Here is a 25,749-nt window from a genome sequence, read left to right on the forward strand (position 1 = left end):
GTTTACCCTCTATTTCATCGACGAATTTGAATTAAATCCGTAGCCTCGTCTCACAACTAAAGATGGTCGGAGGATCGCTTCAGCGGCATCGCGAATGATGCCTGCGATCCTGAACGGCAAACTGGAGGCGGACGAGTATGAACGTGCGTGAAGCAGTCCTCACTGTCGACGAAACGCAAACGAGCTTTCTCGAACACGGCCCCTCCCTCATCGAACGCGCCGCCCGGACCGCCGCTGCGGCAGCAACCGACGCCGACGGGGTCGATCGCGACGCCCGCTTCCCCCATAAGGCTTTCGAAGTGGCGCGCGAGCAGAAGCTGCTCGGCGTCATGATCCCGGTCGAGTTCGGCGGCTTTGGCGCCTCGATCTACGACGTCACCGATATCTGCTACACGCTCGGACGCGCCTGCGCCTCGACCGCAATGATCTACGCGATGCACCAGACCAAGGTCGCCTGTGTTATCAGGCATGGCCACGGCATCCCCTGGATGGAAACCATGATGCGCCGGGTCGCCCGCGACCAATGGCTGCTCGCCTCCTCCACTACCGAAGGCCAGAACGGCGGCAACATTCGCGCCAGCGCAGCGGCCGTCGACCACGCCGGCGACACAGTCTCGCTGGTGCGCGACGCCACCGTGATCTCCTACGGCGCGGAGGCCGACGGCCTCGTCACCATCGCCCGCCGCGCCACCGAGGCCGCCGCCTCCGACCAGGTTCTGCTGGCGCTCGCCAAGGACGATTATTCGCTGAAGCAGACGCAGGGCTGGGAGACACTCGGCATGCGCGGCACCTGCTCGACCGGCTTCGCGCTGAAGGTCGATTGCCCGGCCGACCGCGTCTTCCCGGAATCCTATGACAAGATCCATGCCCAGACCATGACGCCGTTCGCGCATCTGTGCTGGTCGTCGGCCTGGGCCGGCATCGCGGCTGCGGCCGTCACCCGTGCGCAGGCTTTTGTACGCAAGGCGGCCCGCACCTCGGGCGGCCAGATGCCGCCGGCCGCGGCGCATTTCACCGCCGCGAAGATGTCGCTGGCCAAGCTGCGCGCGCTGATCGCGGCCAATGTCGACAGCTTTGCCCGCGCCGAGCATGACGAGCGCGCGCTGAGCTCGCTCGATTTCCAGTCGTCGATCACGCTGTTGAAGGTGCAGGCCTCCGAGCTCGCGGTCGAGACCGTGATGCATGCGATGCGCACCGCGGGCCTTTCCGGCTACCGCAACGACGGCGAGTTCACCATGGGCCGCCACCTGCGCGACGTGCTCTCCTCGCCGATCATGATCAACAACGACCGCATTCTCGCCAATGCCGCCACTTCGACGCTGATGAGCGGCATTCCGGCAAGCCTTCGAGACTAGAAAGCCTTCGCGACTGACGTGCCTTTCGGCCAAAAAGAACAATTTCAGATACCAGGAAGTCGAACATGAACATTGCTGTTCTCCCCAGCTCGCCCGAGACCGCGCCGCAAATCGCAGATCCGCTCGATCATCTCGCCGACAAGCTGTTCCACCCCATGGGCTCGGACGGCGTTTACGCCCGCACCGCGCTCTATGAGGGCGTCGTCGAGAAGCTCGCCGCGCTGATCACCAGCCATCGCGAAGCCGGCACCGAGGTGATGCGCTTTCCGCCGGTGATGAGCCGGGCCCAGCTCGAGAAATCCGGCTATCTCAAGAGCTTTCCGAACCTGCTCGGCTGCGTCTGCGGCCTGCACGGCACTGAACGCGAGATCAACGCGGCGGTGAGCCGCTTCGATGCCGGCGGCGACTGGACTTCATCGCTCTCGCCGGCCGACCTCGTGCTGTCGCCCGCAGCCTGCTACCCGGTCTATCCGATCGCGGCGAGCCGCGGACCTTTGCCGAAGGGCGGCCTGCGCTTCGACGTCGCCGCTGACTGCTTCCGCCGCGAGCCGTCGAAACATCTCGACCGGCTGCAATCGTTCCGGATGCGCGAATATGTCTGCATCGGCACGCCCGACGACGTCGCCGATTTTCGCGAGCGCTGGATGGTGCGCGCGCAGGCGATTGCCCGCGACCTCGGCCTGACCTTCCGCGTCGACTATGCCAGCGACCCCTTCTTCGGCCGCGTCGGCCAGATGAAGGCGGTGAGCCAGAAGCAGCAGCAGCTAAAGTTCGAGCTCCTGATCCCGCTGCGCTCGGAAGAGCAGCCGACCGCCTGCATGAGCTTCAACTATCACCGCGAACATTTCGGCACGACCTGGGGCATCCAGGATACCAACGGCGAACCGGCCCACACCGGCTGCGTCGCCTTCGGCATGGACCGGCTCGCCGTCGCCATGTTCCACACCCACGGCACTGATCTTTCCGCCTGGCCCGCCAAGGTGCGGGAGATCATGGGCATGCAGCCGTTAGCCACGGCCGATGCCCATGGTGAAGGCTGGCGCTAGAGCATGATCCGTAAAAGTGCGAAGCGGTTTTCCGAAAAGATCATGCTGAAACGATAGAGCGAACGAGGCCTCCCATTTCCACGGGCAAGACGAGCGTGATCCACACCAAGGTCCGATGCCGCGAGATCGCCGAGGCCGACGTCGAGAAGGTCGCTGACCTCTTGACCCGCGGCTTCGTCGGTCGCTCGCGCGACTACTGGATCCAGGGCCTGCGCCGGCAGGCCTTTCGGCCCGTGCCGGAGGGCTATCCACGCTTCGGCTACATGCTCGACAACGACGGCGAGCCCGTCGGCGTGCTGCTGCTGATCTACACGGCGCGGAAGCACGGCGAAGAGACCGCCATCCAGTGCAATCTGTCGAGCTGGTATGTCGATCCGGCCTACCGCAACTACGCCCCGCTGCTGACCAAGATCGCGCAGCGGCACAAGGATGTCACCTATCTCAACATCAGCCCGGCGCCGTGGACCTGGCCGATCATCGAGACCCAGGGCTTCCGTGCCTATTGCCACGGCATCTTCTTCTCCGTGCCTGCACTCGCGCGCGCCCCGCGCTGGAGCAGGATCGAGGTCATCTCGCAGCACACCAAGACGATCGAGGGGCTGACCGACGACGAGACGCAGCTCCTCACGCGGCATGCTCGCTACAATTGCCTCAGCCTCGTCTGCCGTACGCCGAAGGGAACGTTCCCTTTCATCCTGCAACCGGTGCGCATCCGCCGCGGCTTCATCGCACCGCCCGCGATGAAGCTGATCTATTGCCGCAGCGCCGCCGAGTACGCCGCCTGCGCAGGCCGCATCGGCCGGCTGCTGCTGCGGCTCGGCAAGCTCTCGGTGGCGATCGATGCCAATGGCCCGATTCCCGGCCTCGCCGGCATCTACACCGAGCGGCGCGGCCGTAAATATTTCAAGGGCCCGCACCGGCCGCAGCTCGGCGACCTCACTGACACGGAGCTCGTGCTGTACGGGCCGTAGGGGTGCAACCTGGGCCTCAACCTCCGCTGTCGTCCCTGCGTTCGCAGGGACGACACCTGATTTGTCGCGCGCTCTCGGCCAATTCTGGCTTGCAGGCGCCACCGCATTCGCGCGCTCGGCACACGCCGCTCCGCATCCCCAGTCACCCTCCGTAAACTACTGCGCTTAAGGGAATTTTCCGGCCTCTTCGCTACGCTCAGTGGCTGAATTACGTTGCGTTAAGTCTATTGCCGGCCGAGACCCGTCGATCCCATGACGCCGATCCGCGATAACGAGCTTGGTGCACGCCGCGCAGAGGGCCCGCAGGCCCTCGTCGGGCTGAGCCAGCTTGCGCTCGACCACATGGAGCAGGGCGTCTGCGTTTACGACGCCGACAACCGGATCGTGCTGGTCAACCAGCGCTATCTGTCGCTGTTCGACATGTCGGCCGACATCGTGCATGTCGGCACGAGCTACCGCGAGGTGCTGGCGCACAGCGCGTCACGCGGGAACTTTCCGCAACACGAGCTCGACGCGCTGTATGCGGCGCGGATCGCGCAGATCGCGGGAGGCAAGCCGTTCCGTACCGAGCAACGGTTGGCGAGCGGCCTCGTCATGTCGCTCGAGCTGAAACCGTTTCCCGGCGGCGGCTGGATGACGATCTGCGATGACGTCAGCCGCCTCGCTCGGCTCGAGGCGGAATTGCGCGTGCAGACGGAGCGCAGCCAGCACGCGCTCGCCAACATGTCGCACGGCCTCATCATGTATGACGCCGACAGCCGTATCGTCGTTTACAACGAACGCTTCCTGGACCTCTACAATCTCGACCCCCAGATCGTGAAACCGGGCGTCACGCACAGCACGACCATCGAGCACTGGCTGTCGCGCGGCAACCTGCCGGGCATGCCGAGCGACGAATTCCACCACGCGCGCCTGGAGGACGTGCGCGCCAGGAAGGCGAAAACCCTGCTGGTGATGCGCTACGACGGCCGGATGGTGCAGGCAGTGTCCCGCTTCCTGCCCGACGGCGGCTGGGTGACGGTGCATGAGGACGTCACCGAGCGGCTGCAATACGAAGAAGCGCTGAGGCAGCAGAACTTCATCCTCGATGCGGCGCTGGAAAACATGGCGCACGGGCTCGCCTTCTACGACAGCGACATGCGCTTGCGCGTCTGCAACACCACCTACCGCAAGATCTACCGGCTGTCGCCGGAGGAGACCCGGCCCGGCACGCATCTCAGCGAGCTGATCGAGCGATCAATGGTGAACGGCGCTTTCTCTTCGGAATACTCTCCGAAGCAGGTCCTGGAAGCCGCTCGCGAGCGGCTCGCGCGCCGCGACTCTTCACCGATGCGCCGGCGCATGTCAAACGACACGATCATCTCGGTGCGCTATTGCGCGCTGGACGAAGGCGGCTTCGTGGCCACCTACGAAGACATCACCGATCGCGAGAACGCAGTCGAGGAACTGAGCGAGCAGTATCGACGCTTCGACGCGGCCCTGAACAACATGAGCCAGGGCCTGTGCATGCTCGATTCGAGCCTGCGCGTGATCGTCTGCAACCGGCGCTATATCGAGATGTATGGGCTATCGGACGATGTCGTGAAGCCCGGCGTCTCGATGCGCGATATCATGGAGCACAGCTGCGCGCTCGGCATCCATCCGAACACGACCGGCGCCAGGCTCTATGCCGACTACGTCGAGAGGCTGCGCGAGGGCGAACATACGCTGCACCGCCACCTGAACGACGGCCGCATCATCAAGCTCAATCACAAGCGGATGGAGCATGGCGGCTGGGTCGTCACCTATGAGGATGTCACCGAGCGCCACAAAGCCCAGGCCCGCGTGGCGCACATGGCGCAGCACGATTCACTCACCGACCTGCCCAACCGCACGCTGTTCCGCGAGAAGATGGGCGAGGGACTGAACCAGGTCGCGATCGCCGGCGGTGTGATGGCCGTGCTGTGCTTCGACCTCGATAATTTCAAGACCGTCAACGACCGCCTCGGCCACGCCGCCGGTGATCGGCTTCTGCGCTGGGTCGCGGCACGGCTGAAGGAGAATGTCGGCGAGGATGACACCGTCGCCCGCCTCGGCGGCGACGAGTTCGCCGTTCTCCAGCGCGGACCGCAGCCGTTATCGGCGGAGCGGCTCGCTCGCCGCCTGGTCGAGATCATCGGCCACCCGCCGCCAATGGAAAGCCAGTCGATCCATGTCGGCGTTTCCGTCGGCATCGCGATCGCGCCCGATCACGGGCTCGATGCCGATGAGCTGATGAAATGCGCCGACCTCGCGCTGTACCAAGCCAAGGCCAAGGGCCGCGGCGCCTATCAGCTGTTCGAGCCCGAGATGGAGGAGGAGGCGCGTAGCCGTCACGCGCTCGAGCACGATCTGCGCGGGGCGCTTGAGGCCAACGAATTCCACCTCGTGTTTCAGCCGCAGGTGCGGCTCGACACCACCGAACTCACCGGCTTCGAGGCACTGCTGCGCTGGAAACATCCCTCGCGCGGCTTCGTCTCCCCGGCCGAATTCATTTCAATCGCGGAAGAGAACGGGCTGATCGTCCCGATCGGTGAATGGGTGCTGCGCACGGCCTGTGCGACCGCCGTGTCCTGGCCTGATATCACCGTCGCGGTGAACCTGTCGCCGCTGCAATTCCGCTCGCGCGGGCTGGTGGCGATGGTCACGAGCGCCCTTGCGGAAGCCGGCCTGCCGCCACAACGGCTCGAGTTCGAGGTCACCGAGACGGCGCTGCTCGACGACAGCGAGGCGACGATCGAGATCCTGCACCAGCTCCGCGCGCTTGGCGTGCGCGTCAGCCTCGACGATTTCGGCGTCGGCTATTCCTCGCTGAGCTATTTGCGCAAGTTTCCGTTCGACCGCATCAAGATCGACCGCTCCTTCGTCGGCACGCTCGGCGAAAGCCCGGAGAGCGTCGCTATCGTCCGCACCATCGCCAGCCTCGGCTCCGTGCTCGGCGTCGAGACGACGGCCGAGGGCGTCGAGACCATCGAGCAGCTCGACTTCGTCCGCGAATGCGGCTGCACCGCGGTACAGGGCTATTATTTCGGCAGGCCATGCCCGGCCGCCGAGGTCGGCCGCACCATCGAGACGCTGAACGCGGTTCGGCGCGTAGCGTAAGGGCTTCGGCCCTCCAAATTCCGCCTCTCGGCACACGTCCAAACGACCAATTGTCGCACGTGCTTTTTCCCGCGGGATCGCCGTCTCGTCCCCTGCGGGCAGTCCGCGCAATACGCTTTTCTTCTCCCATGATTTCAGGGACAATCCCGTCATAACAACGAGAAACGGCGGTCCAACGAGGCCGCCGCGAGGGAGGAGTTTGGATGTCGCGATACGGGCTGAAGACGATTGCCTTTGCCGCCATGCATGTCGTGGGCGCGCTGCTCGCGACCGCCGCCGGTGCACAGGACTATCCCGTCAAACCCATCACGCTGATCGTGCCCTGGCCGGCCGGCGGATCAACCGACATCTCCATGCGCGCGATCGCCGACAGCGCCTCGAAAGTGCTGGGGCAGCCGATCGTGATCGACAACAAGGCCGGCGGCGGTGGCACTGTGGGACCCGCGACCATGGCAGCCGCCGCGAAGCCGGACGGCTACACCATCGCCCAGATTCCGATCACCGTCTTCCGCCTGCCCCTGATGCAGGAAGTGTCATGGGATCCGGCCAAGGACTTCAGCTACATCATCCACCTCACCGGCTATACGTTCGGCGTGACCACCAACGCGGAGTCGCAGTTCAAGTCCTGGAAGGACGTGGTCGAGTTTGCCAAGGCCAACCCGGGCAAGGTGACCTACGCGACGCCGGGCACCGGCACCTCGCTGCACATCGGCATGGAGCAGATCGCGGCGATGTCCGGCATCAAGCTGACGCAGGTGCCGTTCAAGGGCGGCGCCGAGACCAACGCCGCCGTGCTCGGCCAGCACACCATGCTGCAGGCCGACTCCACTGGCTGGCGGCCGCTGGTCGACGCCGGCAAGTTGCGATTGCTGATGGTGTGGACCGGCGCACGGTCGCCCAACTATCCCGACGTGCCGACGCTGAAGGAGCTCGGCTATCCCATGATCTACGATTCCCCGTTTGGCATCGCCGGCCCGAAGGGGATGGATCCAAAGATCGTCGCCAAGCTGCACGATGCGTTCAAGAAGGCGGTCGAGGACCCCGCGGTGATCGCGACGCTCGCCAAATACGACATGGTGCCGAATTACAAGAACACCGAGGACTACAAGAAATTCGTCGTCGAGGTCACGGAGTCCGAGCGCAAGGTGATCGACACGCTCGGGCTTGCGAAGAAGTAGGGTCGCGCCGCCACATATGCTGACGTCATCCTGAGGTGCGAGCCGCGCTTGCGGCTCGCCTCGAAGGATGGATCGGGGCACCGTCGCCCTTCGAGGGCCGCTCAAGAAGCGACCACCCCAGCGACAACGGCTTCGCCGTTGCGCAGGGGTGACGGTGGTCTAGGAGTGCTTCACATGAACAACCCATCCAACGTCAAACTCCGCCTCTCCAACTCCGAACTGTGGGGCGGGTTGATCGGGCTCGCGCTCGGCGGCTTCGTGACCTGGTCGGGGCTGAAGCTGAAGCTCGGCACCATCAACGATCCCGCCTCCGGCTACGTGCTGTTCTACACCGGCATCCTGATGTGCGTGTTTGCGACAAGCATCATCGTCTCGGCGATCACCGAGGGCGGGCCGACGCTGGCCTCGCGCTGGGAGAACGTACGCTGGAGCAAGCCGCTTCTCGTCATCGCCTGCCTCATTGCGTTCTCCTTCGCCCTGGAGCCGCTGGGATTCCTGCTGTCGTCGATCCCGTTGATGCTGCTGCTGTTGCGGCTGATCGATCCCGTGCGCTGGACGCTGGCGATCCCGATCGCCGTGCTGGTGCCATCAGGCATGTGGTGGGTGCTCAAGCGGCTGCTTCTGATCCAGTTGCCCTCGGGCCTGTTCGGGATCGGCTGAGGCCATGGATACGCTTGCCAATGTCGCGCACGGGTTCGGCGTCGCGCTGACCGGGATCAACCTGCTCTACTGTTTCATCGGCGTCTTCATCGGCACGCTGGTCGGCGTGCTGCCCGGCATCGGGCCGATCTCGGCGATGTCGCTGCTGCTGCCCGTGACGCTGTCGGGCACGCCGGAATCCGGCATCATCATGATGGCCGGCATCTACTACGGCTCGATGTATGGCGGCTCGACCACCTCGATCCTGGTCAACATCCCCGGCGAAGCCGCCTCCGTCGTCACCTGCATCGACGGCCACCAGATGGCGAAGCGGGGTCGCGCCGGTCCTGCGCTCGGCATCTCCGCCTTCGGCTCCTTCATCGCCGGCACGTTTGCACTGGTCGCGCTGATGCTGGTGGCGCCGAGGCTTGCCGGCATCGCGATCGCGTTCGGCCCGGCCGAATATTTCAGCCTGATGGTGCTTGGCCTCGTGGTGCTCACCTTCCTGACCCAGGGCTCGATGCCGAAGGCGCTGTTGATGGCGTGCATCGGCGTCGTGCTCGGGCTGATCGGGCTCGACAGCATCACGGCGCAGCCGCGGCTGACCTTCGGCCGCATGGAGCTGATCGACGGTATCGGTCTCGTGCCCGTCGTGATGGGCCTGTTCGGCGTCGCCGAGGTGCTGCTCAACACCGAGCAGGCGATCAAGCGCGATATCATCAACGCCAAGATCACGCAGTTGTTGCCCAACAAGGCCGATTGGCAGGCGAGCGCCGGCCCGGTGGCGCGCGGCACGCTGCTCGGCTTTTTGCTCGGCATCCTGCCTGGAGGCGGCGCGGTGGTGGCCTCGTTTGCGTCCTATGCGCTGGAGAAGCGGCTGTCGAAAACGCCGGAGCGTTTTGGCCATGGCGCGATCGAGGGTGTCGCAGGCCCCGAATCCGCCAACAACGCGGCGGCCGGCGGCGCCTTCATTCCGCTGATGACCTTGGGCATCCCGCCGAACGTGGTGATGGCGCTGCTGCTCGGGGCCTTCGTCATCCACGGCCTCCAGCCAGGGCCGCTGCTGATCACGCAAAACCCCGGCCTGTTCTGGGGCATCGTCGCCAGCATGTATATCGGCAACGTCATGCTGCTGATCCTGAACCTGCCGATGATCGGCATGTGGGTGCAGCTCCTGAAGCTGCCCTACAACATCCTGTTCCCCCTGATCATCCTGTTCACGATCCTCGGCGTCTACTGCTCGAGCAACAACGTGTTCGACGTCTATGTGATGATCGCGTTCGGCATCATCGGCTATTTCATGCGCAAGCTCGGCTACGAGCCCGCGCCGCTGGTGCTGGCGTTCGTGCTCGGGCCGATGCTGGAAAACAATCTGCGCAAATCGCTGATCCTGTCGCAGGGCGATCTCTGGACCTTCGTGCAGCGGCCGATCTCGGCGGCGTGCCTCGCGCTGGCGATGGTGCTGCTGATCGCGCCCCTGTTGCCCGCGCTGCGCAAGAAGCGCGAGCTGGTGGCGCTGGATGAAGGCGCGTGATCAATCCTCGCCGGCTCCTTCGAGTCGATCACGCAGAGCGTTGAGGACCCGGTGGGCGATCTCGATCTCCTTCACTGACAAGCCATCGGACAGGCCGTTGACCCACGGGACCTGCGAGCGGCCGGCGGCCTCATAGGTCTGCCTGCCCTTTTCGGTGAGCACCACGAGCTGCGCCCGCCGATGATGCGGGTTGACCTCGAACACAACGAGACCATCGCGCTCGAGGTCGTTGACGATGCGCTGCACGTTCTGGCGATTGGCGCCGAGATTGCGGGCGAGCCAGGCGACCGGCTCCGGGCGCTCGGCGTCGGCGATCGCCCCAAGGATCTGCCAGCGCGCACTGGTGAGGCCGAGCGACGCCACCAGCCGATCGCCGGCGGTCAAAAGCAGGCCGTTGGCCCGGAACAGGTCGAGGATGAGGCCGGTCAGGGCTTCGCCCGCCGGGGTCCGCTTGGTCTTGCTCATTTGTCGCGATTATTCCGCATTGACATCATGATGTCAAACTTCTATGTGATGAATGGTCAAATTGACATGATGATACCAAATTGACCGGAGTAATGTCATGCCCCAGATGCGTCCCCTCGACCCTGCCTTCCCGATCGACCGTCAGATCGCGCTCGAAACCGGCACCGTGGTGCTCGTGAACGTGTTCACGCTCGCCCCCGAGGATGAGCAGAGCTTCCTCAAGACGTGGCAGGACGACGCTGCCTTCATGAAGCGCCAGCCCGGTTTCATCTCCACCCAGCTTCATCGCGCCCTCGGCGACAGCCCGACCTATCTGAATTACGCGGTGTGGGAGTCCAACGCGCATTTTCGCGCGGCCTTCACCCACCCCGAATTCCGCGCAAAGATAGCGGTCTACCCCGCATCGGCCGTCGCGAGCCCGCACCTGTTCCAGAAGGTCGCGGTGCCCGGCATTTGCGTGGCGTAGCGGCCACATCGTCATTGCGAGCGCAGCGAAACAATCCGGGCTGCTGCCACGGAAGGACTCTGGGTTGTTTGGCCGTGGCGCGAATGGTGGGCACGCTTCCGCCTTCGCTCTTCGCGCTACGGCGGACAAGTCGCTTTGCCCACCCCGCGATCCCTACCCAGCCGCAGGCAACGCGCTGTCCGGCGGCGCGCCCCATGGGCGGTCGGCTGAGGCGAGCCCGATCAGGCGGCCCTGGATATAGTCGCAGCCCCAGTCGCGCAGCATGTTTGCGGCCTCTTCGTCCTGCACCCATTCGGCAACCGTCTTGATGTCGAGGCGGCGGGCAAGGTCGATCAGGGTCTGCACGAAGGCGCGATCGTCGGCGGAACGGGTGATGTTCTGCACGAAGGCGCCATCGATCTTGACGATATCGACGCCGAGCTTGCGCAGGTTTCGGAACGAGGTGTAACCGGCGCCGAAATCGTCAATGGCGATGCGGCTGCCGAAATTCTTCAGCCGAGTCACGAAGCCGCGAACGTCGTCGATGTCCTGGATCGCGACCGTCTCGGTGATCTCGACGATCAGCCGTTCGGCAACGCCGGGATGCGCGTGCATGAGCGATTCGATGCCCGCCCACCAGTCCGGATCCATCGTCGTATCGGGCGAGATGTTGAGGCTGAGGCAGATGCCAGGCGCGGCCGCGAGCTCGGCGACCACGAGCTCGAGCACGCGGTGATCGACCAAGCGGATCAATCCGAGCCGTTCGGCGACCGGCACGATGTCGGGCGCAAGCAGCACCTGGCCGCCCCCCTGGTCCATCCGCACCAGGCATTCGTGGAACGCGCGCTCGCGCGAGCCGGCCGCCACCACCGGCTCATAGGCGAGCTTGATGCGGCGTTCGTTCAGCGCCGTGACGATCTCGTCGGTGACACGGATATTGACGCGGCGCTGTGCGTCACGTGCGGCATCCGGGCGCCACGCCGCAAACGAACCGACGCGGCGTTGTTTGGCCGCGTCCAGCGTTTCATGGGCGCGATTGACGGCCTCGTCGGTGCTGCGGGCATAGCGCGGCACGCTGACCGCGCCGATCGACGCGGTGACCGAGACCGGACCGGATTTGGTCGGGACCACCTCATCGCGGATGCCGGCGAGAAAGCGCTCGGCGGCGACATTCATGTCGTCGACGGTGCAGTTCTTCAGGATCAGGCCGAACTTGTTGCCGGAGAAGCGGCCGAGCACGTCGCCGCCGCGCAGCCGCGCGCGGATGCGCTTGGCGACGTCGAGGATGACGGCATCGGCAACGTCGAAGCCGAAGGCGTCGTTGACGCGGGCGAGATGATCGATACCGACCAGCATGAAGGCTGCGGTCGAGCGGAAGCGGGTCGTCTCCTCGATCGCCTCGGCCAGCGCCGCGATCAGGTGGGAACGATTGAGCTCTCCGGTCAGAGGATCGAGCCGAGCCAGCTTGGTCAATTCCTCGTCGCGGGCGTGGCGCTCATTGTTGATGCGGATGGAGCCGATCGCGCGCACCGGGCGGCCATCGGGGCCGGCGAACCAGCGGCCGGTCTCCTCGATCCAGACCACGGGATCGGCGGCGCTCATGCGCACGCCGTATTCGACCCGGTAGGGCGTGCCGTCGGCGCCGTGCACCGGCGAGGTCTGCGCCAGCGCGGCGGTCCGCAGCGTCTGCACGGGCTCGATCAGCCTGGCGAATTCGGCGCCGGTCGCCAGCCGCTCGGCCGGGATGCCGGGAAAGACGCTTGCGACCTGCTCACCCCACACGATGGAATCGCTGGCGATGTCCCAGGCGAAAACGGCCTGACCGAGCGCGGCCAGGATGTCGGAGGCTTGCGGCAATGCAGGGGTCAAAATCGCCTCGTTTCGGGACAGCAGGGAGTCCTGAGTCGGCACAGAATACGGCCAGATTCGCCTCCTACCCTAGGCAAAGTTCATAAACAATTTGGAAACCACGTTTCGCAGGCCCTCGGAACCAAACCGGCCCCGCCGGCATAGGCCTTGCGAGTACATGACACGCACCGGCGCCAGCGTCTCGAAACGCGACAGGCCTCGCCGGATCAACGGTGATAGCGATGTTGAGTACTGATCGATCGGACGGCGCGGACAACGGCACGGGCACGGCCCTGGTGCCGCATCTGCCGACGTTGCAGTGGGTCCACAAGGCGCCGCTGCCCCGTCCCGATCCGAGCTTCGTCACCCAGCTCATCGCTAATGCCGAGCACCTGCCCCAGGCCAGCCGGCTCCGCCGCGCCTCTTCCGAAGATGCGCAGGTGGCCTATGGCAGCAAGCGCCCGCTTCCGAGCGTCACCGCGCGCACGCGGCAGGTGGCTTGAGATTAACTTGAACTGCGAACAGCCTTTATTACCTCCCCCGCCTGCGGGGAGAGGTCGGAATTCGCGCGTCGCAAGCGGGGCGACGGAGCGGACCACCGCCGCGGCGACGGACGGTCTCAAGTTCGACGATCAGCGCGGCGGCGCGTCGGGAGGCGACGGGGTGCCGTTGCCCGGCTGCAGATGCGGCGAGGGAATCTCCGGCGAGGGCGGGGTCACCGGCTTCGGCGCCGGGTGATCCATCAGCACGGACTCGGCGACCGACTGCGCGGTAGGCGCGGGCGGCACCACCGGGGCTGCTTGCGGCGTGGTCACCGGCTCGAATTTGGGCTCGGCGGCGGCTTCATCGTCCGTTGCCGCTTCGGCCTGGCGCTTGGCCTTGCGCGGCGCCGGCACTGTCGTCTCCGCGACATAGGTGACGCGGCGGCGCGTGCGCTGGGCGATACCGCCGAGGAAATCGGCCATCGCGAGCAACACCAGCAGGAAATAGGTGGAGTTGCCGAATTTGGGCCACATCACGAATTCAGCCGCGGCGGCACCGAATATGATGAGCGACAGCAGATGATCCATCAGGAATTTCGAGCCGGGCCGCGCGCCTTTGACCACCTCCAACAGCAGCAGCACGATACCGAGCGCGAGCATCACGTCGGCAAGCGTGACCGGCCAGGTCTCGCCCGTGATCATCGGCACCTTGAACAGCACGTCCGTAAAGGACACGGTCGGCATGAGGAAGGCGATGATGTTGTAGACCGCGAGCGGAATCAGGAGCAGCGGGAAACCGACCATCGGCGAAATGCCTTCTCGATCAAGATATCCAGACAGGACAATGCGGCGGCGAAACATTAGCTCCGCCGCCGTCACTGTCATATCTCATTGGGTGGCCGAAATCAGGCAGGCGACATCGTCCTGCCCGAAGAAAAGTCCTTAACTCAGGACTCTTTCTTCTTCAGGACCTGACGGCCCTTGTACATGCCGGTCTTGAGGTCGAGATGGTGCGGACGACGGAGTTCGCCGGAGTCCTTGTCTTCCACATAGGTCGGCTTCTTGATGGCGTCAGCCGAGCGGCGCATGCCACGGCGCGACGGCGAGGTCTTTCTTCTCGGAACGGCCATTTCAATATCCTCTAGGGATTGGTGTTGTCAGGGCATCGTCCGAGGACGGCTCAGCACCCCAACGGGGCGAGCGAAATGCCGATCAAGGCCGGGCTTATAGAGGAAGGCTGGCCGTAAAGCTAGGGTTCTGGGCCGGAAAATACGCCCGGAATGGGTGCCAAATCAGCGATTTTCCCGCCAGCAGGTCGAAAGCGAGCTCGCCTGCGCCCTCGCCACATAGGTCCCCGCCAGCCGCCGGACGCCAGGCCCGGGGGTCCGGGCGCTGCGCTTGACCGGATTGGGCAAGATCGAGGCCAGAAGTGCCGCCTCCCGGGGCGAGAGATTCGCCGCCGATCTGCCAAAGGCATAGGCGCTCGCCGTCTCGACCCCAAACTGGCCCTGCGGCCCTAGTTCGGCGATGTTGAGGTAAATCTCGAGAATTCGCGCCTTGGGCAGGACGAAATCGATCCACAACGCCAGCGGGAATTCCAGCCCCTTGCGGACGAAATCCCGCCCCTGCCAGAGGAACAGGTTTTTTGCCACCTGCTGGGTGATGGTGGAGGCGCCCCGGAATGGCGTTCCGTCCTCCTTCGCGTCGTCGATCGCCTCGCGCAGCGCGCCCCAGTCGATACCGTGATGCTTGCAGAAATGAGCGTCCTCGGCCGCCACCACCGATCGCGGCAATGAGGGCGACATCGCGGCCAGATCGATCCACTCCCGATGCATCGGCGCACCCCGGAGCGACCGCCAGGCCATCAGCGTCGAAACCGGGTGACCGGTGCGGTAGAACGGCGCGATCACGTAGGGCGCGAGAGCTGCGACCGCGAGCGCTACCAGCAGGATCTTAACGATGCGCAAATCGACCTTTCCGGCGCAAAATGAAACGCGGCCACGGATCCCGGCATTAAGTCTGTGATAATTCGGGTCTTTTCCAGCACTTTTTAGGCCTTCCAAACGATTGACTGGGGCGGGCGCATAAAGGATTGTCCCGCCGAATTTTAGTTCTGGAGCCCTTCTTGATGACCGGCACGTCCCCGTCCGATTTCGCCAAACGTCTGGACAAGACCGCTGATGATACCGAGGCCCTGCTCGGCCGCCTGCTGTCGGACGACATCCTGCACGATGAGATCGCCCGGCCCAAGCGACTGATGGACGCAATGCGCTATTCGAGCCTGAACGGCGGCAAGCGTCTGCGGCCGTTCCTGGTGGTCGAGAGCGCCGCCGTGTTCGGTGTTCCCCGCGAGGCTGCACTGCTCGCCGGCGCGGCGCTCGAATGCATCCACTGCTACTCGCTGATCCACGACGATCTGCCGGCTATGGACAATTCGGACCTGCGCCGCGGCCGTCCCACCCTGCACAAGAAGACCGATGACGCGACCGCGATTCTCGCCGGCGACGGCCTGCTGACGCTCGCCTTCGACATCATCACCCGCGACGAGATCCACCGCGACGCCAATGTGCGGCTCCTGCTGACGCGTGCCCTGGCGCGCTGCGCCGGCATCGGCGGCATGGTCGGCGGCCAGATCCTCGACCTCGCCGGTGAAGGCCGCTTTGGCGGCAACGAACCGATCGATGTCGCCCGCATTCAGCAGATGAAGACCGGCGCGCTGCTGCGCTACGGCTGCATCGCCGGCGCAATCCTCGGCCAGGCCTCGCAAAAGGAATATCAGGCGCTCGACGATTACGGCCGCGCGCTCGGCGAAGCCTTCCAGATCGCCGACGATCTGCTCGACGTCGAAGGCGATGCGGCAGCCCTCGGAAAGCCGGCCGGCGCCGATGCCGCGCTCGGCAAGACCACCTTCGTCACCCAGCTCGGCATCGAGGGCGCCAAGCAGCGCGTCCGCGACCTGCTCGCGCGGGCCGAAGGCGCCGTGTCGATCTTCGGCGACCGCGCCGCCGTTCTGCAGGCCGCCGCGCGCTTCGTCGCCGAGCGGAAGAACTGACGCATTCCGATGGCGACCGGGGGCAAAGACGATCCGGTCCTCGTTCGCTTCCGCCAGATGTCGCGGCCGGTGCGGCTGATTTATGCGCGGCCGCGGACCTTCATCGCGCTCGCCGCCGGAATCCTGGTCTGTCTACTTGTACCGGGCTCGCACCGGCTGGTGACGCGGCTCTTGTTCGGCTGGGATGCGCTGATTGCGGTGTATCTGGTGCTGGTCTACGCGATGATGCTGTGCAACGACCACCAGCACATCCGCCGTGCCGCCGCGATGCAGGACGACGGCCGCTTCGTGATCCTGCTGGTGACGGCCATCGGCGCCTTCGCGAGCATCGCGGCGATCGTCTCCGAGCTCGGCACGCCGCAGCGCGGGGCGTGGGAGCTGACCATCGCGATCAGTACCATCGCGCTGTCATGGGCCGCCGTGCACACGACCTTCGCCCTGCATTACGCTCATGATTATTACCGGCACCCGCCGGGCGGATTGCAGTTTCCGAGCGGCGACAAGGAAGCTCACGCCGACTATTGGGACTTCGTCTATTTCTCGTTCGTGATCGGGATGACCGCGCAGGTCTCCGACGTCGGCATCTCCGACAAGACCATCCGCCGCACCGCGACGGCGCACGGCATCATCTCATTCATCTACAACACGGCGCTGCTGGCGCTGACAGTGAACATCGCGGCGAGCGCAATTTCGAACTGACGTCGTCCCGGCAAGCGCCGAGACGACGGCGTCGATGGCGCGATCCTAGTTGCACACCTCGGCATTGGCGTCGTTGCCGGGGCCGCCACCACCGCGATACTCGAGATGGCAGCCGCGATTGACGGGACGGCAGCCGCCGCTATTGCAATAAACCTGACCGCTACCCGAGGCGCGGCCGGCGCCGGCGGCGGCCGCAATGCCCGCAGCGGCACCATAGCCGCCGGCCGCTGCTGCACCACCGGCCTGACGGCGCGGCCGTGCGGGACGCTCATCGCCGTCGTCGCGCTTGGCGGTTGCGGGCTTGGCAGTCGCGGGCTTGGCGACGCGCTGTTTCTCGCATTCATTGTCGTCGTTGATCGCATAGCCCTCACGGCAAACGATCTTCGTGCACTTGTCGCCGTCGGCCTTGAAGCCGTGCTCGCAGACCAACGGGCAGACGCGCGACGGCTTTGACTTGACGGTATCGAGCGCATCGGTGCTCGCCACTTTCACGTCGAGCTTGGTGCCGGCGTAGCGGTTGAACTGCGACAGCGACCGCTGCGAAGTCGTATTCCAGTTGCCATCGGCCTGCCCGGAGTAGCAGCCGACGCGGCCGAGCTCGGTCTGCACCGAGCGGCTGAGATCGGCCGATGCGGTCGCCGGTGTCAGCGAGGCGACATTGGTGCCGGCGGGGCTCGCCGTGCTGGCGGGTGCAGCACTTGGCGCAGCGGCGGCGAGGTTGACGCGCTGCTGCTCGGCGGCAGCCGCCTGCTGCTGTGCCTGCTCCTTGGCCTTCTGCGCGGCAAGCTGCGCCTGCTCAGCGGCCTTTGCATCGGCGGCAGCCCTGGCCTGCGCGTCCTTCTGCGCACCGAGCACAGCGAGGCGATCGCGTTCGGCCTCGGCCTGCTTCGCCTTCTCGGTGGCCGCCGCATGGGCCTGCTCGGCACCGATTTTCTCGACCTGAAGCTTGGCGAGATTCGCATAGAAGCCGTCAGGATGCTGGGCCAGGAATGCCTCCAAGGCCGGCTTGTTGCCAACCTGGAGCGCCAGCTCGTAGTCGCGCCGGATATCGGCCTGCGGATTCGCCACAGGCGCCACCGGAGCGGCCGCCACCACCTTGACCGGCACCAGCGGCACGTCTTCGCCGCCGAGCGAGCCGTACACGAACGGCTCCTGCTTGTTGCCCGTCGACTTGAGCACGTCGTCGCGCACGAAGCCGAAGGCGCGGCGAACGTCGAGGCCCGGCGTCGTCAGATGCTTCGACAGCGCGACCGTAAACGGGCTGTTGGCACCGTCGCCGTCCTGTGCCGTGAAGCCGGCCTTGGCCGAATAGGCGATCAGCGTATTGGGGCTGGTCGGCTCGACCTGGGCGAGGCCGCGGCCTATGCCGCGCGAGGCGACCGTGCGCTTCATGGTCTTGCTGAACGGATTGTCGCGGCAGGCATCCAGGATCACGAGGCGAAGCTGCTTGGCGGGTTCGACTGCGACCAGGACGCGGTCGAGCGACAGCGCCTCGTCGTAAACGTCGGTGTCGCGCTCGAGCTTGGCATCAACAGGGATCAGATAGTTCGAGCCTTCGACCTCGATCCCGTGGCCGGCATAGTAGACCACCGCGATGTCGGCATCGCGGGTCGCATCGGCGAACTCGCGCAGCACGCGCCGCGTATCCAACGCCGACAGATCGTGCCGTGAATCGACGATGTCGAAGCCGGCCTCCTTCAGCGTCCTGGCCATCACCGTGCCGTCGTTGACGGGATTGGTGAGCGACGGCGCGTGCTGATAGGCCGAGTTGGCGATCACCAGCGCAACGCGCTTTCCGGCGAATGCGGGCTCGGCGCCGAACAGCAGCGTCAGGGCGAGGAGAAGCGGACAAAGCCTGAGCAGATTGCGCATGACACGACTTCCGAAAATTCGGGGCATTAGCCCCTTTGGGACCGCTTTAGCAGGATCCGCCGCTGGCGCTTGTGATGGATGTCACGAAGGGGACGCCGGCGAGAGGCCAAGACCCCCCTTTTGTTTTGTCGCACCAGTGCGGCCGCGGTTCGCCGGCAAATGCCGCATGCAGGCCTGGTTCCCCTCAGTCATCCCCGATGTGCCCCCGATATTGCGGCAGATTGTCCGTGATCTCGTGCCATGGCGCCTTCGAGCCGACGAAAATGTGGGCGCCCGGCCGGATCGAGGGCGCATCGACCAGGGTTCCCATGGCGACATGGACCCATTTCCCCTCGCGCACCCGGGAATAAAGCAGCGAGCCGCAGCGCCCGCAGTGCGCGTTATGGGTGGTGTCGTCGCCGTAGATGAGGCGCTGATCTTCGCCATGAACGAGGCGGAGCTTGTGTTGCTCGATTCCGGCGAATGGCTTGAAGGCGGAGCCGGTGGTGCGGCGGCAGTTCGAACAGTGGCAGTTCATCGCGTAAGAGAACGCGTCCGCAACCTCGTAGCGCACGGCGCGGCAGTAGCATTCGCCGGCGAGGATACGAGCGTTCGAATTTTCTGATCCGGTCATTCCAGCGTCCTCGCGCAATTGGCGCAGACACCCATAGCGCATTTTGATGCGTACGACTAAGTTCGCCCCAAGCCATCATTCAAAGGGATGACCCATGAGCCACAACCGTTCGAGCGTCGAAGCCGTCGTGCAATCCTATTTCGACGGACTTTATGAGGGCGATGCCGACAAGCTCGGCGCCATCTTCCATCCCTCCGCCGATCTGCGCTGGGTCGAGAAGGGCGAGCTTCAGGTGCTGACCGTGCCCGATTGGCTCGACCGCGTGCGCAAGCGTGCCTCCGCCAAGGCCGAAGGCAAGCCGCGCGAGGATTTCATCGTCACCATCGACAGGTCGGACGAGAAGACCGCGTTCATCAAGGTCAGGTGCCAGCTTCCGCCCCGGTTCTTCACCGATTATCTGGTGGCGATGAAGCTCGCCGACGGCTGGCAGATCGTGTCGAAGTCGTACCGGTATGACCTGAGGGAGTGAGGGCACCCTCGCACTGCCCGAAATCCGGCACACTCGCCCCGCATTCTCAGTCATTGCGAGCGCAGCGAAGCAATCCAGTCTGTTTCCGCGGAAAGATTCTGGATTGCTTCGTTGCGCTCGCAATGACGATGTCTGAAAGTCCCTTATGCCGCTCGACCGCCGTACCCTGCTCGCCTCGCTCGCCTGGATGGCCGCCTCTCCCGCGCTTGCTGCAGACGCGCCGCCGGAGCTCGAAACCTATGAGCGCGAGAGCGGCGGGCGGATCGGGGTCTATGCCGAAAACCTCGCGACCGGCGCGAAGCTCGCATGGCGCGCCGACGAGCGCTTCGTCATGTGCTCGACATTCAAAGCCTCGCTCGCGGCCTGCGTGCTGGCGCGGGTCGATCGCGGCGAGGAGCAGCTCGCGGCCATGATCCCTTACAGCAAGGCCCACCTGCTGGACTACGCGCCGGTCGCCAAACAAAATCTCGCGGCCGGCAAAATGTCCGTCACGGAGATGTGCAAGGCGATCGTCGAGCTCAGCGACAACACCTGCGCCAATCTGCTGCTGGCGCGGATCGGCGGCCCCGCCGCACTCACGGCATTCTGGCGATCGCTCGGCGACACCACCTCGCGGCTCGACCACAACGAGCCCGAGCTCAACCGCTCACCGCCCGGCGATCCCCATGATACCACGACGCCGGCGGCGATGGCCGGCAATCTGAAGCGGCTGGTGGTGGGCGAAGCACTGTCGCCGGCCTCGCGCACCCAGCTCACCGAATGGATGGTGGGCTGCAAGACCGGCGCCAACCGGCTGCGCGGCGGTCTGCCGGCAGGCTGGACCATCGGCGACAAGACCGGCAACAACGGCAAGGACGCGTCGGGCGATATCGCGGTCGTCTGGCCCAAGCTCGACAACAAGGCGGATGTACCAATCCTGATCGCAGCCTATACCCAGGGTGGCATGCCGACCAAGGCGCAGATCGAAGCCGTGTTCGCGCGCGTCGGACGCATGGTGGCCGAACGGCTGGCGTGATCGCTGCGCATTGACCTTTTGGCCGCTTCCGGGCCAAGACAGGCCATGATCGCAGCGAAATTCCAGACCTTTCTCATCCTGCTCACGGTGCTGGCCGGCACCGCGCTGGTCGCCCGCCGCTTCAACATCGCACCCGCCATTCTCCTGATGCTCTCCGGCGTCGGCCTCGCCTTCGTACCGGGCATGCCGCCGGTGGAATTGCCACCGGAACTGGTGCTGCTGATGGTGCTGCCGCCGCTGATCTACTCGGCCAGCGTCGCGATGAGCTGGCGCGAGTTCAGGAACAATCTGCGGCCGATCGTGCTGCTGGCGGTCGGCGCGGTGATCTTCACCGCAGCGCTGGTGGCTGCGGCCACGCATTATGTGATCGGCCTGCCCTGGACCATCGGATTCCTGCTGGGCGCCATCGTCGCGCCGCCCGACGTGGTGGCGCCGCTCGCGATCGCGCGCCGTCTGAACATACCGCGCCGGCTCCTGGTCATCCTCGAGGGCGAGGGACTCGCGAACGACGCGACCGCCCTGATCCTCTACCGCTTCGCGCTTGCGGCCATCATGGTCGGTCATTTCTCGCTGCCGCTGGCGGCCGGCGAATTTTTCCTCATCGTCGCCAGCGAGATCGCCTTTGGCATCGGCATTGGCTGGCTCTCCCTTCGCTTCCGCAAATGGTCGAGGGATCCGCAGGTCGAGCTGACGCTGTCGCTGATCACGCCCTACGTGTCCTACTGGCTGCCCGAGCATATCGGCGGCTCCGGCGTGATCGCGACCGTGGCCTGCGGCCTCTATGTGAGCTGGAACGGCCCGCTGCTGATCTCCGCGTCGACGCGCCTGCAAGGCATCTTCTTCTGGGACCTCATCATCTACCTGATCGAGGGCCTGCTGTTCCTGCTCACCGGCTTCCAGATGCGCGCGCTCTACGAGAAGTCGAAGGCGTTTCCACTCGACGATATCATGATCGCGACCGCCGTGGTTTTGACGGTCATCGTCATCGCACGCTTCGCCTGGCTCTATCCTGCGATCTATCTGCCGCGGATATTAAGCAAGAGCCTGCGCAAGCGTGATCCGTCGCCCCCCTGGCAATGGCCGTTCACGCTCGCCTTCACCGGCGTGCGCGGCGCGGTGTCGCTGGCGGCCGCGCTGGCGCTGCCGTTCACTTTGCCTGATGGCAATGCCTTCCCGTATCGCGACCTGATCCTGTTCGTCGCTTTCGGCGTCATCTTCGTCACGTTGATCGGCGTCGGCCTGACACTGCCGCCGGTGGTGCGCTGGCTCGGCGTCGCCGAGGCCGGCCGCAACGAGCATGTCGCCGAGCACGAGGCCGAGATCGCCGCGCGCCGCCAGGCCCTCGACGCCGCGCTGAAATCGCTGGACGCGCTGACCGAGGAGAAGGAGGTCTCCGACGAGGTGATGCGGCTCCTGCGCGCGCGCCACGAGATCCGCGTCAACCAGCTGCCGGATTCGCTCGATCCCGCCCGCCACGACGTTTCCGCTGCCGGCACCGCGCTGACCCGCGAGCTGATCACATCCGAGCGCAAATTCATCCACGACCTCCTGCGCGACGGCCAGATCACCGACGAGACGCGGCGCCGGATCGAGCGCGACCTGGATCTGGAGGAAGCGAGTTTGGCGAACAGGGAGTATCGGGGGACGCCGCTGTAGCCTTTTCGTCATTGCTTCGCTTCGCTCGCAATGACGGCAGCGCCAACTATCGCATCTTGCAAAATTCCCCGACCCCAGCCGCCACGGCCCCCGCAATCATTTCCTGCCGCTCCGTCGAGTTCATCGTCATCTCCTCGTCGCGGTTGATGATCGAGCCGGCTTCGAGCAGCACTGCCGCGCTTCTCGTTCGCGACAGCACGATGAGCCCGTCATAGCGATAAACGCCGACATCCTTGTCGAGCAACTGGCGCCGGTAACGGCCCATCACCGGCAGGGTGTATTGGCTGGCATAGTGCAGGCCCTGCTCCTTCAATTGCCCGCCGATCGACCGGGCCAGCGCCAGGCTGGTGGCGAAGCGCGGATTGCGCTCGGACACGAACAGCGAGTGACCGGAAAAGCGGTCGCTGAAATAGCTCTTCGAACCATCAAACTCCCAGGTTTCGAGCAGCTTGTCCGGCACCGAATCGTGATGGATCGACAGGAAGAGATCGGCCCGGCCGTCATTCGCGGCACCGACGCGCTTGAACAGGCTCGGCCGCGCCTTGCCGTCCGTGACGAGCAGGCGCGTCGCGGCAAAGCCTTCGGACTTGAGTTTCGCCGCAACGAGTCTTGCTAGGCGGAAGTTGAAGCCGAATTCGGGATCATTGCGCGCGCTCAACGCGCCGTAGGAATCCGGGGTGTGCCCGACGTCGACGACGATGCGGAATTTGCGCGGCTCGCATGTCTCCGGCGCGGACGCCCTCGGTTTCGCCTTCGCAGCCTTGCGCGTCCTTGCTGCCTGGCTGTGATCAACCGACGAAAGCAAGAACGGGATCAGCAAAGCAGCGACGGACGCGATGGCGCGCCACGGCTTGCTCACGCCGGCCGCTCCCCCTTCACCGTCACGCGCGTGCCTGAGCGCGTGTGCGGCCAGTAGTCCCACATCGCGCGGTGCTGGGTGCAGCGATTGTCCCAGAAGGCGATGGCGTTCTCGGTCCAGCGGAAGCGACACTGGAACAGCGGGTTCTCGGCGTGCTGGTAGAGATAGGCGAGCATCGCGTCGCTCTCGTCGCGCGGGATGCCGTTGATATGGCGGGTGAAGCCGCGGTTGACGTAGAGCGCCTTCCTGCCCGTGACCGGATGCGTGCGCACCACCGGATGCTCGGCATTGGGATAGGATGGACGGTCGGCGACGCCGTAATTGGCGTAGAGGCCGCGATAGATCGGCTCGCCATCGTGCAGCGCGGTCACGCCGTCGAGATAGGCCTTCATGCGATCCGACAGCGCCTCATAGGCCGCATACATGTTGGCAAACAGCGTGTCGCCGCCGCGCGGCGGGCACTGCTTGATGTAGAGGATCGATCCCATCGGCGGCTCCAGATCGCAGGACACGTCCGAATGCCAGCCCTCGCCGTTCGCCCGCGGCGAGTTCTTGTCGGCGTAGATCTTCATCAGCGCCGGGTCTTCGTCCTCGTGCGGAGCTGCGGGATGGAAATGCAGCTCGCCGAACTTGCGGCCGAAGGCGAGATGCTGTTTTGGCGTGATGTTTTGATCGCGGAAGAAGATGACGAGATTTTCGGCAAGCGCGCGGTGGATCTCGTCCATCTGCCGGTTGGAGCGGGCATCGCCATCGACGAGGCTGCCGAGGTCGACGCCGGATATTTCCGCGCCGATTATGGGGGTGAGCTTTTCGACCGCGATGGTCTCGTACGGCGCGCCGTCTTCAGCCGTGTGGCGATAGCGCGGCCCCTGCTTACCGGCGAGTGAGCTCATGGCGTGTCTCCCGATCGTTTTGATTGGGAGCATCGTAGCGCGCGGTGACAGATACGCAATCTGCGCCGCGAACACAGCGGTCGTCCCCGGGCGCGCGTAGCGCGAGCCCGGGATCCATACCCACAGGATTGGGTTTGACGAAATCTTGCAACTACCATCCCGCGCCATAACCACGGCCTGTGGTTATGGGTCCCGGCGTTCGCCGGGACGACGGCGGAGTGTGGGGCGCTAGCGGCGTGAGATCACTCCGCCGCGGTCACCGGCACCTTGGCGCCCTGACCGTAGCGCTGATCGATGTAGTCGATCACGAGCGCCTTGAAGTCGGCGGAGATCGTGGGGCCGCGCAGCGTACGGAACTTCTTGCCGTCGACGAAAACAGGCGCGGCCGGCGCTTCGCCGGTGCCGGGCAAGGAGATGCCGATATTGGCGTGCTTGGATTCGCCGGGGCCGTTGACGATGCACCCCATCACCGCGACGTTGAGCTCTTCGACGCCTGGATATTTCGTCTTCCAGGCCGGCATCTCGTCGCGGATGAAGTCCTGGATCGAGCGCGCCAGCTCCTGGAACGTGGTCGAGGTGGTGCGGCCGCAGCCGGGGCACGCCGCGACCAGCGGCACGAAGGTGCGGAAGCCCATGGTCTGCAAGAGCTCCTGACCGACCTGCACTTCGCGGGTGCGGTCGCCGCCGGGCTCCGGCGTCAGCGAGATGCGGATGGTGTCGCCGATGCCCTGCTGCAGCAGGATGCCGAGCGCAGCCGAGGACGCCACGATGCCCTTCGAGCCCATGCCGGCTTCGGTGAGGCCGAGATGGATGGCGTAGTCGGAGCGGCTGGCGAGATCCTGATAGACCGCGATGAGGTCCTGCACCGCCGAGACCTTTGCGGAGAGGATGATGCGATCCTTGGGCATGCCGAGCTCTTCGGCGCGCGCGGCCGAGAGCAGCGCCGACTGCACCATCGCTTCGCGCGTCACCGCGCGCACGTCGCGCGGATTGGCGGACGCGGCATTCTCGTCCATCAGCTTGGTCAGCAGTTCCTGGTCGAGCGAGCCCCAATTGGCGCCGATGCGGACCGGCTTGCTGTTCCTGTTCGCGATCTCGATGATGTCGGCGAACTGCGTGTCGCGCTTGTCCTTGAAGCCGACATTACCGGGATTGATGCGGTACTTGGCGAGCGCTTCGGCGCAGGCCGGATAGGCCGCGAGCAACTTGTGGCCGATATAGTGGAAGTCACCGATCAGCGGCGTGGTGATGCCGCGCTTGGCCAGGCCGTCGCGGATATGCGGAACGGCGGCAGCGGCCTCCTCACGGTCGACGGTGATGCGAACCATCTCGGAGCCGGCGCGCGCGAGCGCTGCGACCTGGGCGATGGTGCCGTCGATATCGGCGGTGTCGGTGTTGGTCATCGACTGCACGACGATCGGCGCACCGCCGCCAACGGCGACGTCGCCGACCTTCACCTGGGTGGTCTGGTGCCGGGGCGCCGGGCCCGCGATGTCGGAATCGAGTGGGTTTTCGAGCTTGTTCATGGGGTCCAAATA

At 65.2% G+C, this 25,749-nt stretch carries 24 protein-coding genes; 14 read left to right on the top strand and 10 right to left on the bottom strand.

The window, feature by feature from the left end; all coding sequences use genetic code 11:
* The first annotated feature begins 137 nt into the window (after nt 1–137).
* From JQ627_RS28995 to JQ627_RS29025, 7 genes are all read left to right on the top strand, one after another.
* Entirely contained in the window at nt 138–1,355 is a 1,218-nt protein-coding gene (locus JQ627_RS28995) for an acyl-CoA dehydrogenase family protein (RefSeq protein ID WP_212487793.1), read from the top strand.
* Nucleotides 1,356–1,420: 65 nt separating this feature from the next.
* Nucleotides 1,421–2,401 (top strand): amino acid--[acyl-carrier-protein] ligase, encoded by a 981-nt coding sequence (locus tag JQ627_RS29000; protein ID WP_212487794.1) that lies wholly within the window; start codon nt 1,421–1,423, stop codon nt 2,399–2,401.
* A gap of 95 nt (nt 2,402–2,496) precedes the next feature.
* Nucleotides 2,497–3,372, top strand: coding sequence for an acyl-CoA acyltransferase (locus JQ627_RS29005; RefSeq protein WP_212487795.1), 876 nt, complete (start codon nt 2,497–2,499; stop codon nt 3,370–3,372).
* Between the two features lie 252 nt (nt 3,373–3,624).
* A complete protein-coding gene (locus JQ627_RS29010) occupies nt 3,625–6,492 on the top strand; it encodes a PAS-domain containing protein (RefSeq protein ID WP_212487796.1) in 2,868 nt (955 codons plus the stop codon).
* 203 nt (nt 6,493–6,695) lie between these two features.
* Nucleotides 6,696–7,670 (top strand): tripartite tricarboxylate transporter substrate binding protein, encoded by a 975-nt coding sequence (locus JQ627_RS29015; protein WP_212487797.1) that lies wholly within the window; start codon nt 6,696–6,698, stop codon nt 7,668–7,670.
* A gap of 174 nt (nt 7,671–7,844) precedes the next feature.
* Nucleotides 7,845–8,330: a tripartite tricarboxylate transporter TctB family protein gene (locus JQ627_RS29020; protein ID WP_212487798.1), complete on the top strand. Its 486-nt coding sequence runs from the start codon at nt 7,845–7,847 to the stop codon at nt 8,328–8,330.
* A 4-nt stretch (nt 8,331–8,334) separates the two neighbouring features.
* Nucleotides 8,335–9,843 carry a tripartite tricarboxylate transporter permease gene (locus JQ627_RS29025; RefSeq protein ID WP_212487799.1) on the top strand — a complete coding sequence of 503 codons (1,509 nt, stop codon included), beginning with the start codon at nt 8,335–8,337 and terminating at the stop codon, nt 9,841–9,843.
* Here the strand turns inward: JQ627_RS29025 and JQ627_RS29030 are convergent, their stop codons facing one another.
* Nucleotides 9,844–10,308: a MarR family winged helix-turn-helix transcriptional regulator gene (locus tag JQ627_RS29030; protein ID WP_212487800.1), complete on the bottom strand. Its 465-nt coding sequence runs from the start codon at nt 10,306–10,308 to the stop codon at nt 9,844–9,846.
* Nucleotides 10,309–10,405: 97 nt separating this feature from the next.
* On the opposite strand from JQ627_RS29030, the gene JQ627_RS29035 reads away from it, so the two are divergent.
* Nucleotides 10,406–10,774, top strand: coding sequence for an antibiotic biosynthesis monooxygenase (locus JQ627_RS29035; RefSeq protein WP_212487801.1), 369 nt, complete (start codon nt 10,406–10,408; stop codon nt 10,772–10,774).
* A gap of 153 nt (nt 10,775–10,927) precedes the next feature.
* Here the strand turns inward: JQ627_RS29035 and JQ627_RS29040 are convergent, their stop codons facing one another.
* Complete coding sequence (locus tag JQ627_RS29040; protein ID WP_212487802.1) at nt 10,928–12,622, bottom strand: bifunctional diguanylate cyclase/phosphodiesterase; 1,695 nt, start codon at nt 12,620–12,622, stop codon at nt 10,928–10,930.
* Between the two features lie 221 nt (nt 12,623–12,843).
* On the opposite strand from JQ627_RS29040, the gene JQ627_RS29045 reads away from it, so the two are divergent.
* Nucleotides 12,844–13,104: a hypothetical protein gene (locus tag JQ627_RS29045; RefSeq protein ID WP_212487803.1), complete on the top strand. Its 261-nt coding sequence runs from the start codon at nt 12,844–12,846 to the stop codon at nt 13,102–13,104.
* Between the two features lie 129 nt (nt 13,105–13,233).
* On the opposite strand, the gene JQ627_RS29050 is transcribed toward JQ627_RS29045, so the two are convergent.
* From JQ627_RS29050 to mtgA, 3 genes are all read right to left on the bottom strand, one after another.
* Nucleotides 13,234–13,887 (bottom strand): hypothetical protein, encoded by a 654-nt coding sequence (locus JQ627_RS29050; RefSeq protein ID WP_212487804.1) that lies wholly within the window; start codon nt 13,885–13,887, stop codon nt 13,234–13,236.
* Nucleotides 13,888–14,030: 143 nt separating this feature from the next.
* Nucleotides 14,031–14,213: a 50S ribosomal protein L32 gene (rpmF, locus tag JQ627_RS29055; protein WP_007598106.1), complete on the bottom strand. Its 183-nt coding sequence runs from the start codon at nt 14,211–14,213 to the stop codon at nt 14,031–14,033.
* 162 nt (nt 14,214–14,375) lie between these two features.
* Nucleotides 14,376–15,050 carry a monofunctional biosynthetic peptidoglycan transglycosylase gene (gene mtgA / locus JQ627_RS29060; RefSeq protein WP_212487805.1) on the bottom strand — a complete coding sequence of 225 codons (675 nt, stop codon included), beginning with the start codon at nt 15,048–15,050 and terminating at the stop codon, nt 14,376–14,378.
* 161 nt (nt 15,051–15,211) lie between these two features.
* Here mtgA and JQ627_RS29065 point away from each other — a divergent pair, with 161 nt between their 5' ends.
* A complete protein-coding gene (locus tag JQ627_RS29065) occupies nt 15,212–16,135 on the top strand; it encodes a polyprenyl synthetase family protein (RefSeq protein ID WP_212487806.1) in 924 nt (307 codons plus the stop codon).
* 9 nt (nt 16,136–16,144) lie between these two features.
* On the top strand, nt 16,145–16,834 hold the full coding sequence (locus JQ627_RS29070; RefSeq protein ID WP_212487807.1) for a DUF1345 domain-containing protein: 690 nt from the start codon (nt 16,145–16,147) through the stop codon (nt 16,832–16,834).
* A 45-nt stretch (nt 16,835–16,879) separates the two neighbouring features.
* On the opposite strand, the gene JQ627_RS29075 is transcribed toward JQ627_RS29070, so the two are convergent.
* Nucleotides 16,880–18,706, bottom strand: coding sequence for a caspase family protein (locus JQ627_RS29075; protein ID WP_212487808.1), 1,827 nt, complete (start codon nt 18,704–18,706; stop codon nt 16,880–16,882).
* Between the two features lie 184 nt (nt 18,707–18,890).
* Complete coding sequence (locus tag JQ627_RS29080; protein ID WP_212487809.1) at nt 18,891–19,319, bottom strand: GFA family protein; 429 nt, start codon at nt 19,317–19,319, stop codon at nt 18,891–18,893.
* A 94-nt stretch (nt 19,320–19,413) separates the two neighbouring features.
* On the opposite strand from JQ627_RS29080, the gene JQ627_RS29085 reads away from it, so the two are divergent.
* The 3 genes from JQ627_RS29085 (at nt 19,414) to JQ627_RS29095 (ending at nt 22,459) form a co-directional block, all read left to right on the top strand.
* Complete coding sequence (locus JQ627_RS29085; RefSeq protein ID WP_212487810.1) at nt 19,414–19,788, top strand: nuclear transport factor 2 family protein; 375 nt, start codon at nt 19,414–19,416, stop codon at nt 19,786–19,788.
* A gap of 145 nt (nt 19,789–19,933) precedes the next feature.
* A complete protein-coding gene (bla, locus tag JQ627_RS29090) occupies nt 19,934–20,803 on the top strand; it encodes a class A beta-lactamase (protein WP_212487811.1) in 870 nt (289 codons plus the stop codon).
* A 45-nt stretch (nt 20,804–20,848) separates the two neighbouring features.
* On the top strand, nt 20,849–22,459 hold the full coding sequence (locus JQ627_RS29095) for a Na+/H+ antiporter (protein ID WP_249143466.1): 1,611 nt from the start codon (nt 20,849–20,851) through the stop codon (nt 22,457–22,459).
* A 46-nt stretch (nt 22,460–22,505) separates the two neighbouring features.
* Here JQ627_RS29095 and JQ627_RS29100 read toward each other — a convergent pair whose 3' ends face one another.
* From JQ627_RS29100 to ispG, 3 genes are all read right to left on the bottom strand, one after another.
* On the bottom strand, nt 22,506–23,318 hold the full coding sequence (locus tag JQ627_RS29100; RefSeq protein ID WP_212487812.1) for an N-acetylmuramoyl-L-alanine amidase: 813 nt from the start codon (nt 23,316–23,318) through the stop codon (nt 22,506–22,508).
* The gene (locus JQ627_RS29105) at nt 23,315–24,211 is read right to left on the bottom strand and encodes a TauD/TfdA family dioxygenase (protein WP_212487813.1); all 897 of its coding nucleotides are present in this window, start codon (nt 24,209–24,211) and stop codon (nt 23,315–23,317) included. Before JQ627_RS29105 ends, JQ627_RS29100 begins: the two co-directional genes overlap by 4 nt.
* A gap of 242 nt (nt 24,212–24,453) precedes the next feature.
* Nucleotides 24,454–25,737, bottom strand: coding sequence for a flavodoxin-dependent (E)-4-hydroxy-3-methylbut-2-enyl-diphosphate synthase (ispG, locus tag JQ627_RS29110; RefSeq protein ID WP_212487814.1), 1,284 nt, complete (start codon nt 25,735–25,737; stop codon nt 24,454–24,456).
* Between the last annotated feature and the right edge of the window lie 12 nt (nt 25,738–25,749).

This window comes from Bradyrhizobium liaoningense (genome assembly GCF_018130785.1).
GTDB classification, from domain to species: domain Bacteria; phylum Pseudomonadota; class Alphaproteobacteria; order Rhizobiales; family Xanthobacteraceae; genus Bradyrhizobium; species Bradyrhizobium liaoningense_A.

What these genes read in the sequence shown, in the direction of transcription:
- JQ627_RS28995 (WP_212487793.1), top strand. Translation starts at nt 138, where the DNA reads ATGAACGTGCGTGAAGCAGTCCTCACTGTCGACGAAACGCAAACGAGC.
- JQ627_RS29000 (WP_212487794.1), top strand. Translation starts at nt 1,421, where the DNA reads ATGAACATTGCTGTTCTCCCCAGCTCGCCCGAGACCGCGCCGCAAATC.
- JQ627_RS29010 (WP_212487796.1), top strand. Translation starts at nt 3,625, where the DNA reads ATGACGCCGATCCGCGATAACGAGCTTGGTGCACGCCGCGCAGAGGGC.
- JQ627_RS29015 (WP_212487797.1), top strand. Translation starts at nt 6,696, where the DNA reads ATGTCGCGATACGGGCTGAAGACGATTGCCTTTGCCGCCATGCATGTC.
- JQ627_RS29020 (WP_212487798.1), top strand. Translation starts at nt 7,845, where the DNA reads ATGAACAACCCATCCAACGTCAAACTCCGCCTCTCCAACTCCGAACTG.
- JQ627_RS29025 (WP_212487799.1), top strand. Translation starts at nt 8,335, where the DNA reads ATGGATACGCTTGCCAATGTCGCGCACGGGTTCGGCGTCGCGCTGACC.
- JQ627_RS29030 (WP_212487800.1), bottom strand. Translation starts at nt 10,308, where the DNA reads ATGAGCAAGACCAAGCGGACCCCGGCGGGCGAAGCCCTGACCGGCCTC.
- JQ627_RS29035 (WP_212487801.1), top strand. Translation starts at nt 10,406, where the DNA reads ATGCCCCAGATGCGTCCCCTCGACCCTGCCTTCCCGATCGACCGTCAG.
- JQ627_RS29045 (WP_212487803.1), top strand. Translation starts at nt 12,844, where the DNA reads ATGTTGAGTACTGATCGATCGGACGGCGCGGACAACGGCACGGGCACG.
- JQ627_RS29050 (WP_212487804.1), bottom strand. Translation starts at nt 13,887, where the DNA reads ATGGTCGGTTTCCCGCTGCTCCTGATTCCGCTCGCGGTCTACAACATC.
- rpmF (WP_007598106.1), bottom strand. Translation starts at nt 14,213, where the DNA reads ATGGCCGTTCCGAGAAGAAAGACCTCGCCGTCGCGCCGTGGCATGCGC.
- JQ627_RS29065 (WP_212487806.1), top strand. Translation starts at nt 15,212, where the DNA reads ATGACCGGCACGTCCCCGTCCGATTTCGCCAAACGTCTGGACAAGACC.
- JQ627_RS29070 (WP_212487807.1), top strand. Translation starts at nt 16,145, where the DNA reads ATGGCGACCGGGGGCAAAGACGATCCGGTCCTCGTTCGCTTCCGCCAG.
- JQ627_RS29075 (WP_212487808.1), bottom strand. Translation starts at nt 18,706, where the DNA reads ATGCGCAATCTGCTCAGGCTTTGTCCGCTTCTCCTCGCCCTGACGCTG.
- JQ627_RS29080 (WP_212487809.1), bottom strand. Translation starts at nt 19,319, where the DNA reads ATGACCGGATCAGAAAATTCGAACGCTCGTATCCTCGCCGGCGAATGC.
- JQ627_RS29085 (WP_212487810.1), top strand. Translation starts at nt 19,414, where the DNA reads ATGAGCCACAACCGTTCGAGCGTCGAAGCCGTCGTGCAATCCTATTTC.
- bla (WP_212487811.1), top strand. Translation starts at nt 19,934, where the DNA reads ATGCCGCTCGACCGCCGTACCCTGCTCGCCTCGCTCGCCTGGATGGCC.
- JQ627_RS29095 (WP_249143466.1), top strand. Translation starts at nt 20,849, where the DNA reads ATGATCGCAGCGAAATTCCAGACCTTTCTCATCCTGCTCACGGTGCTG.
- JQ627_RS29105 (WP_212487813.1), bottom strand. Translation starts at nt 24,211, where the DNA reads ATGAGCTCACTCGCCGGTAAGCAGGGGCCGCGCTATCGCCACACGGCT.
- ispG (WP_212487814.1), bottom strand. Translation starts at nt 25,737, where the DNA reads ATGAACAAGCTCGAAAACCCACTCGATTCCGACATCGCGGGCCCGGCG.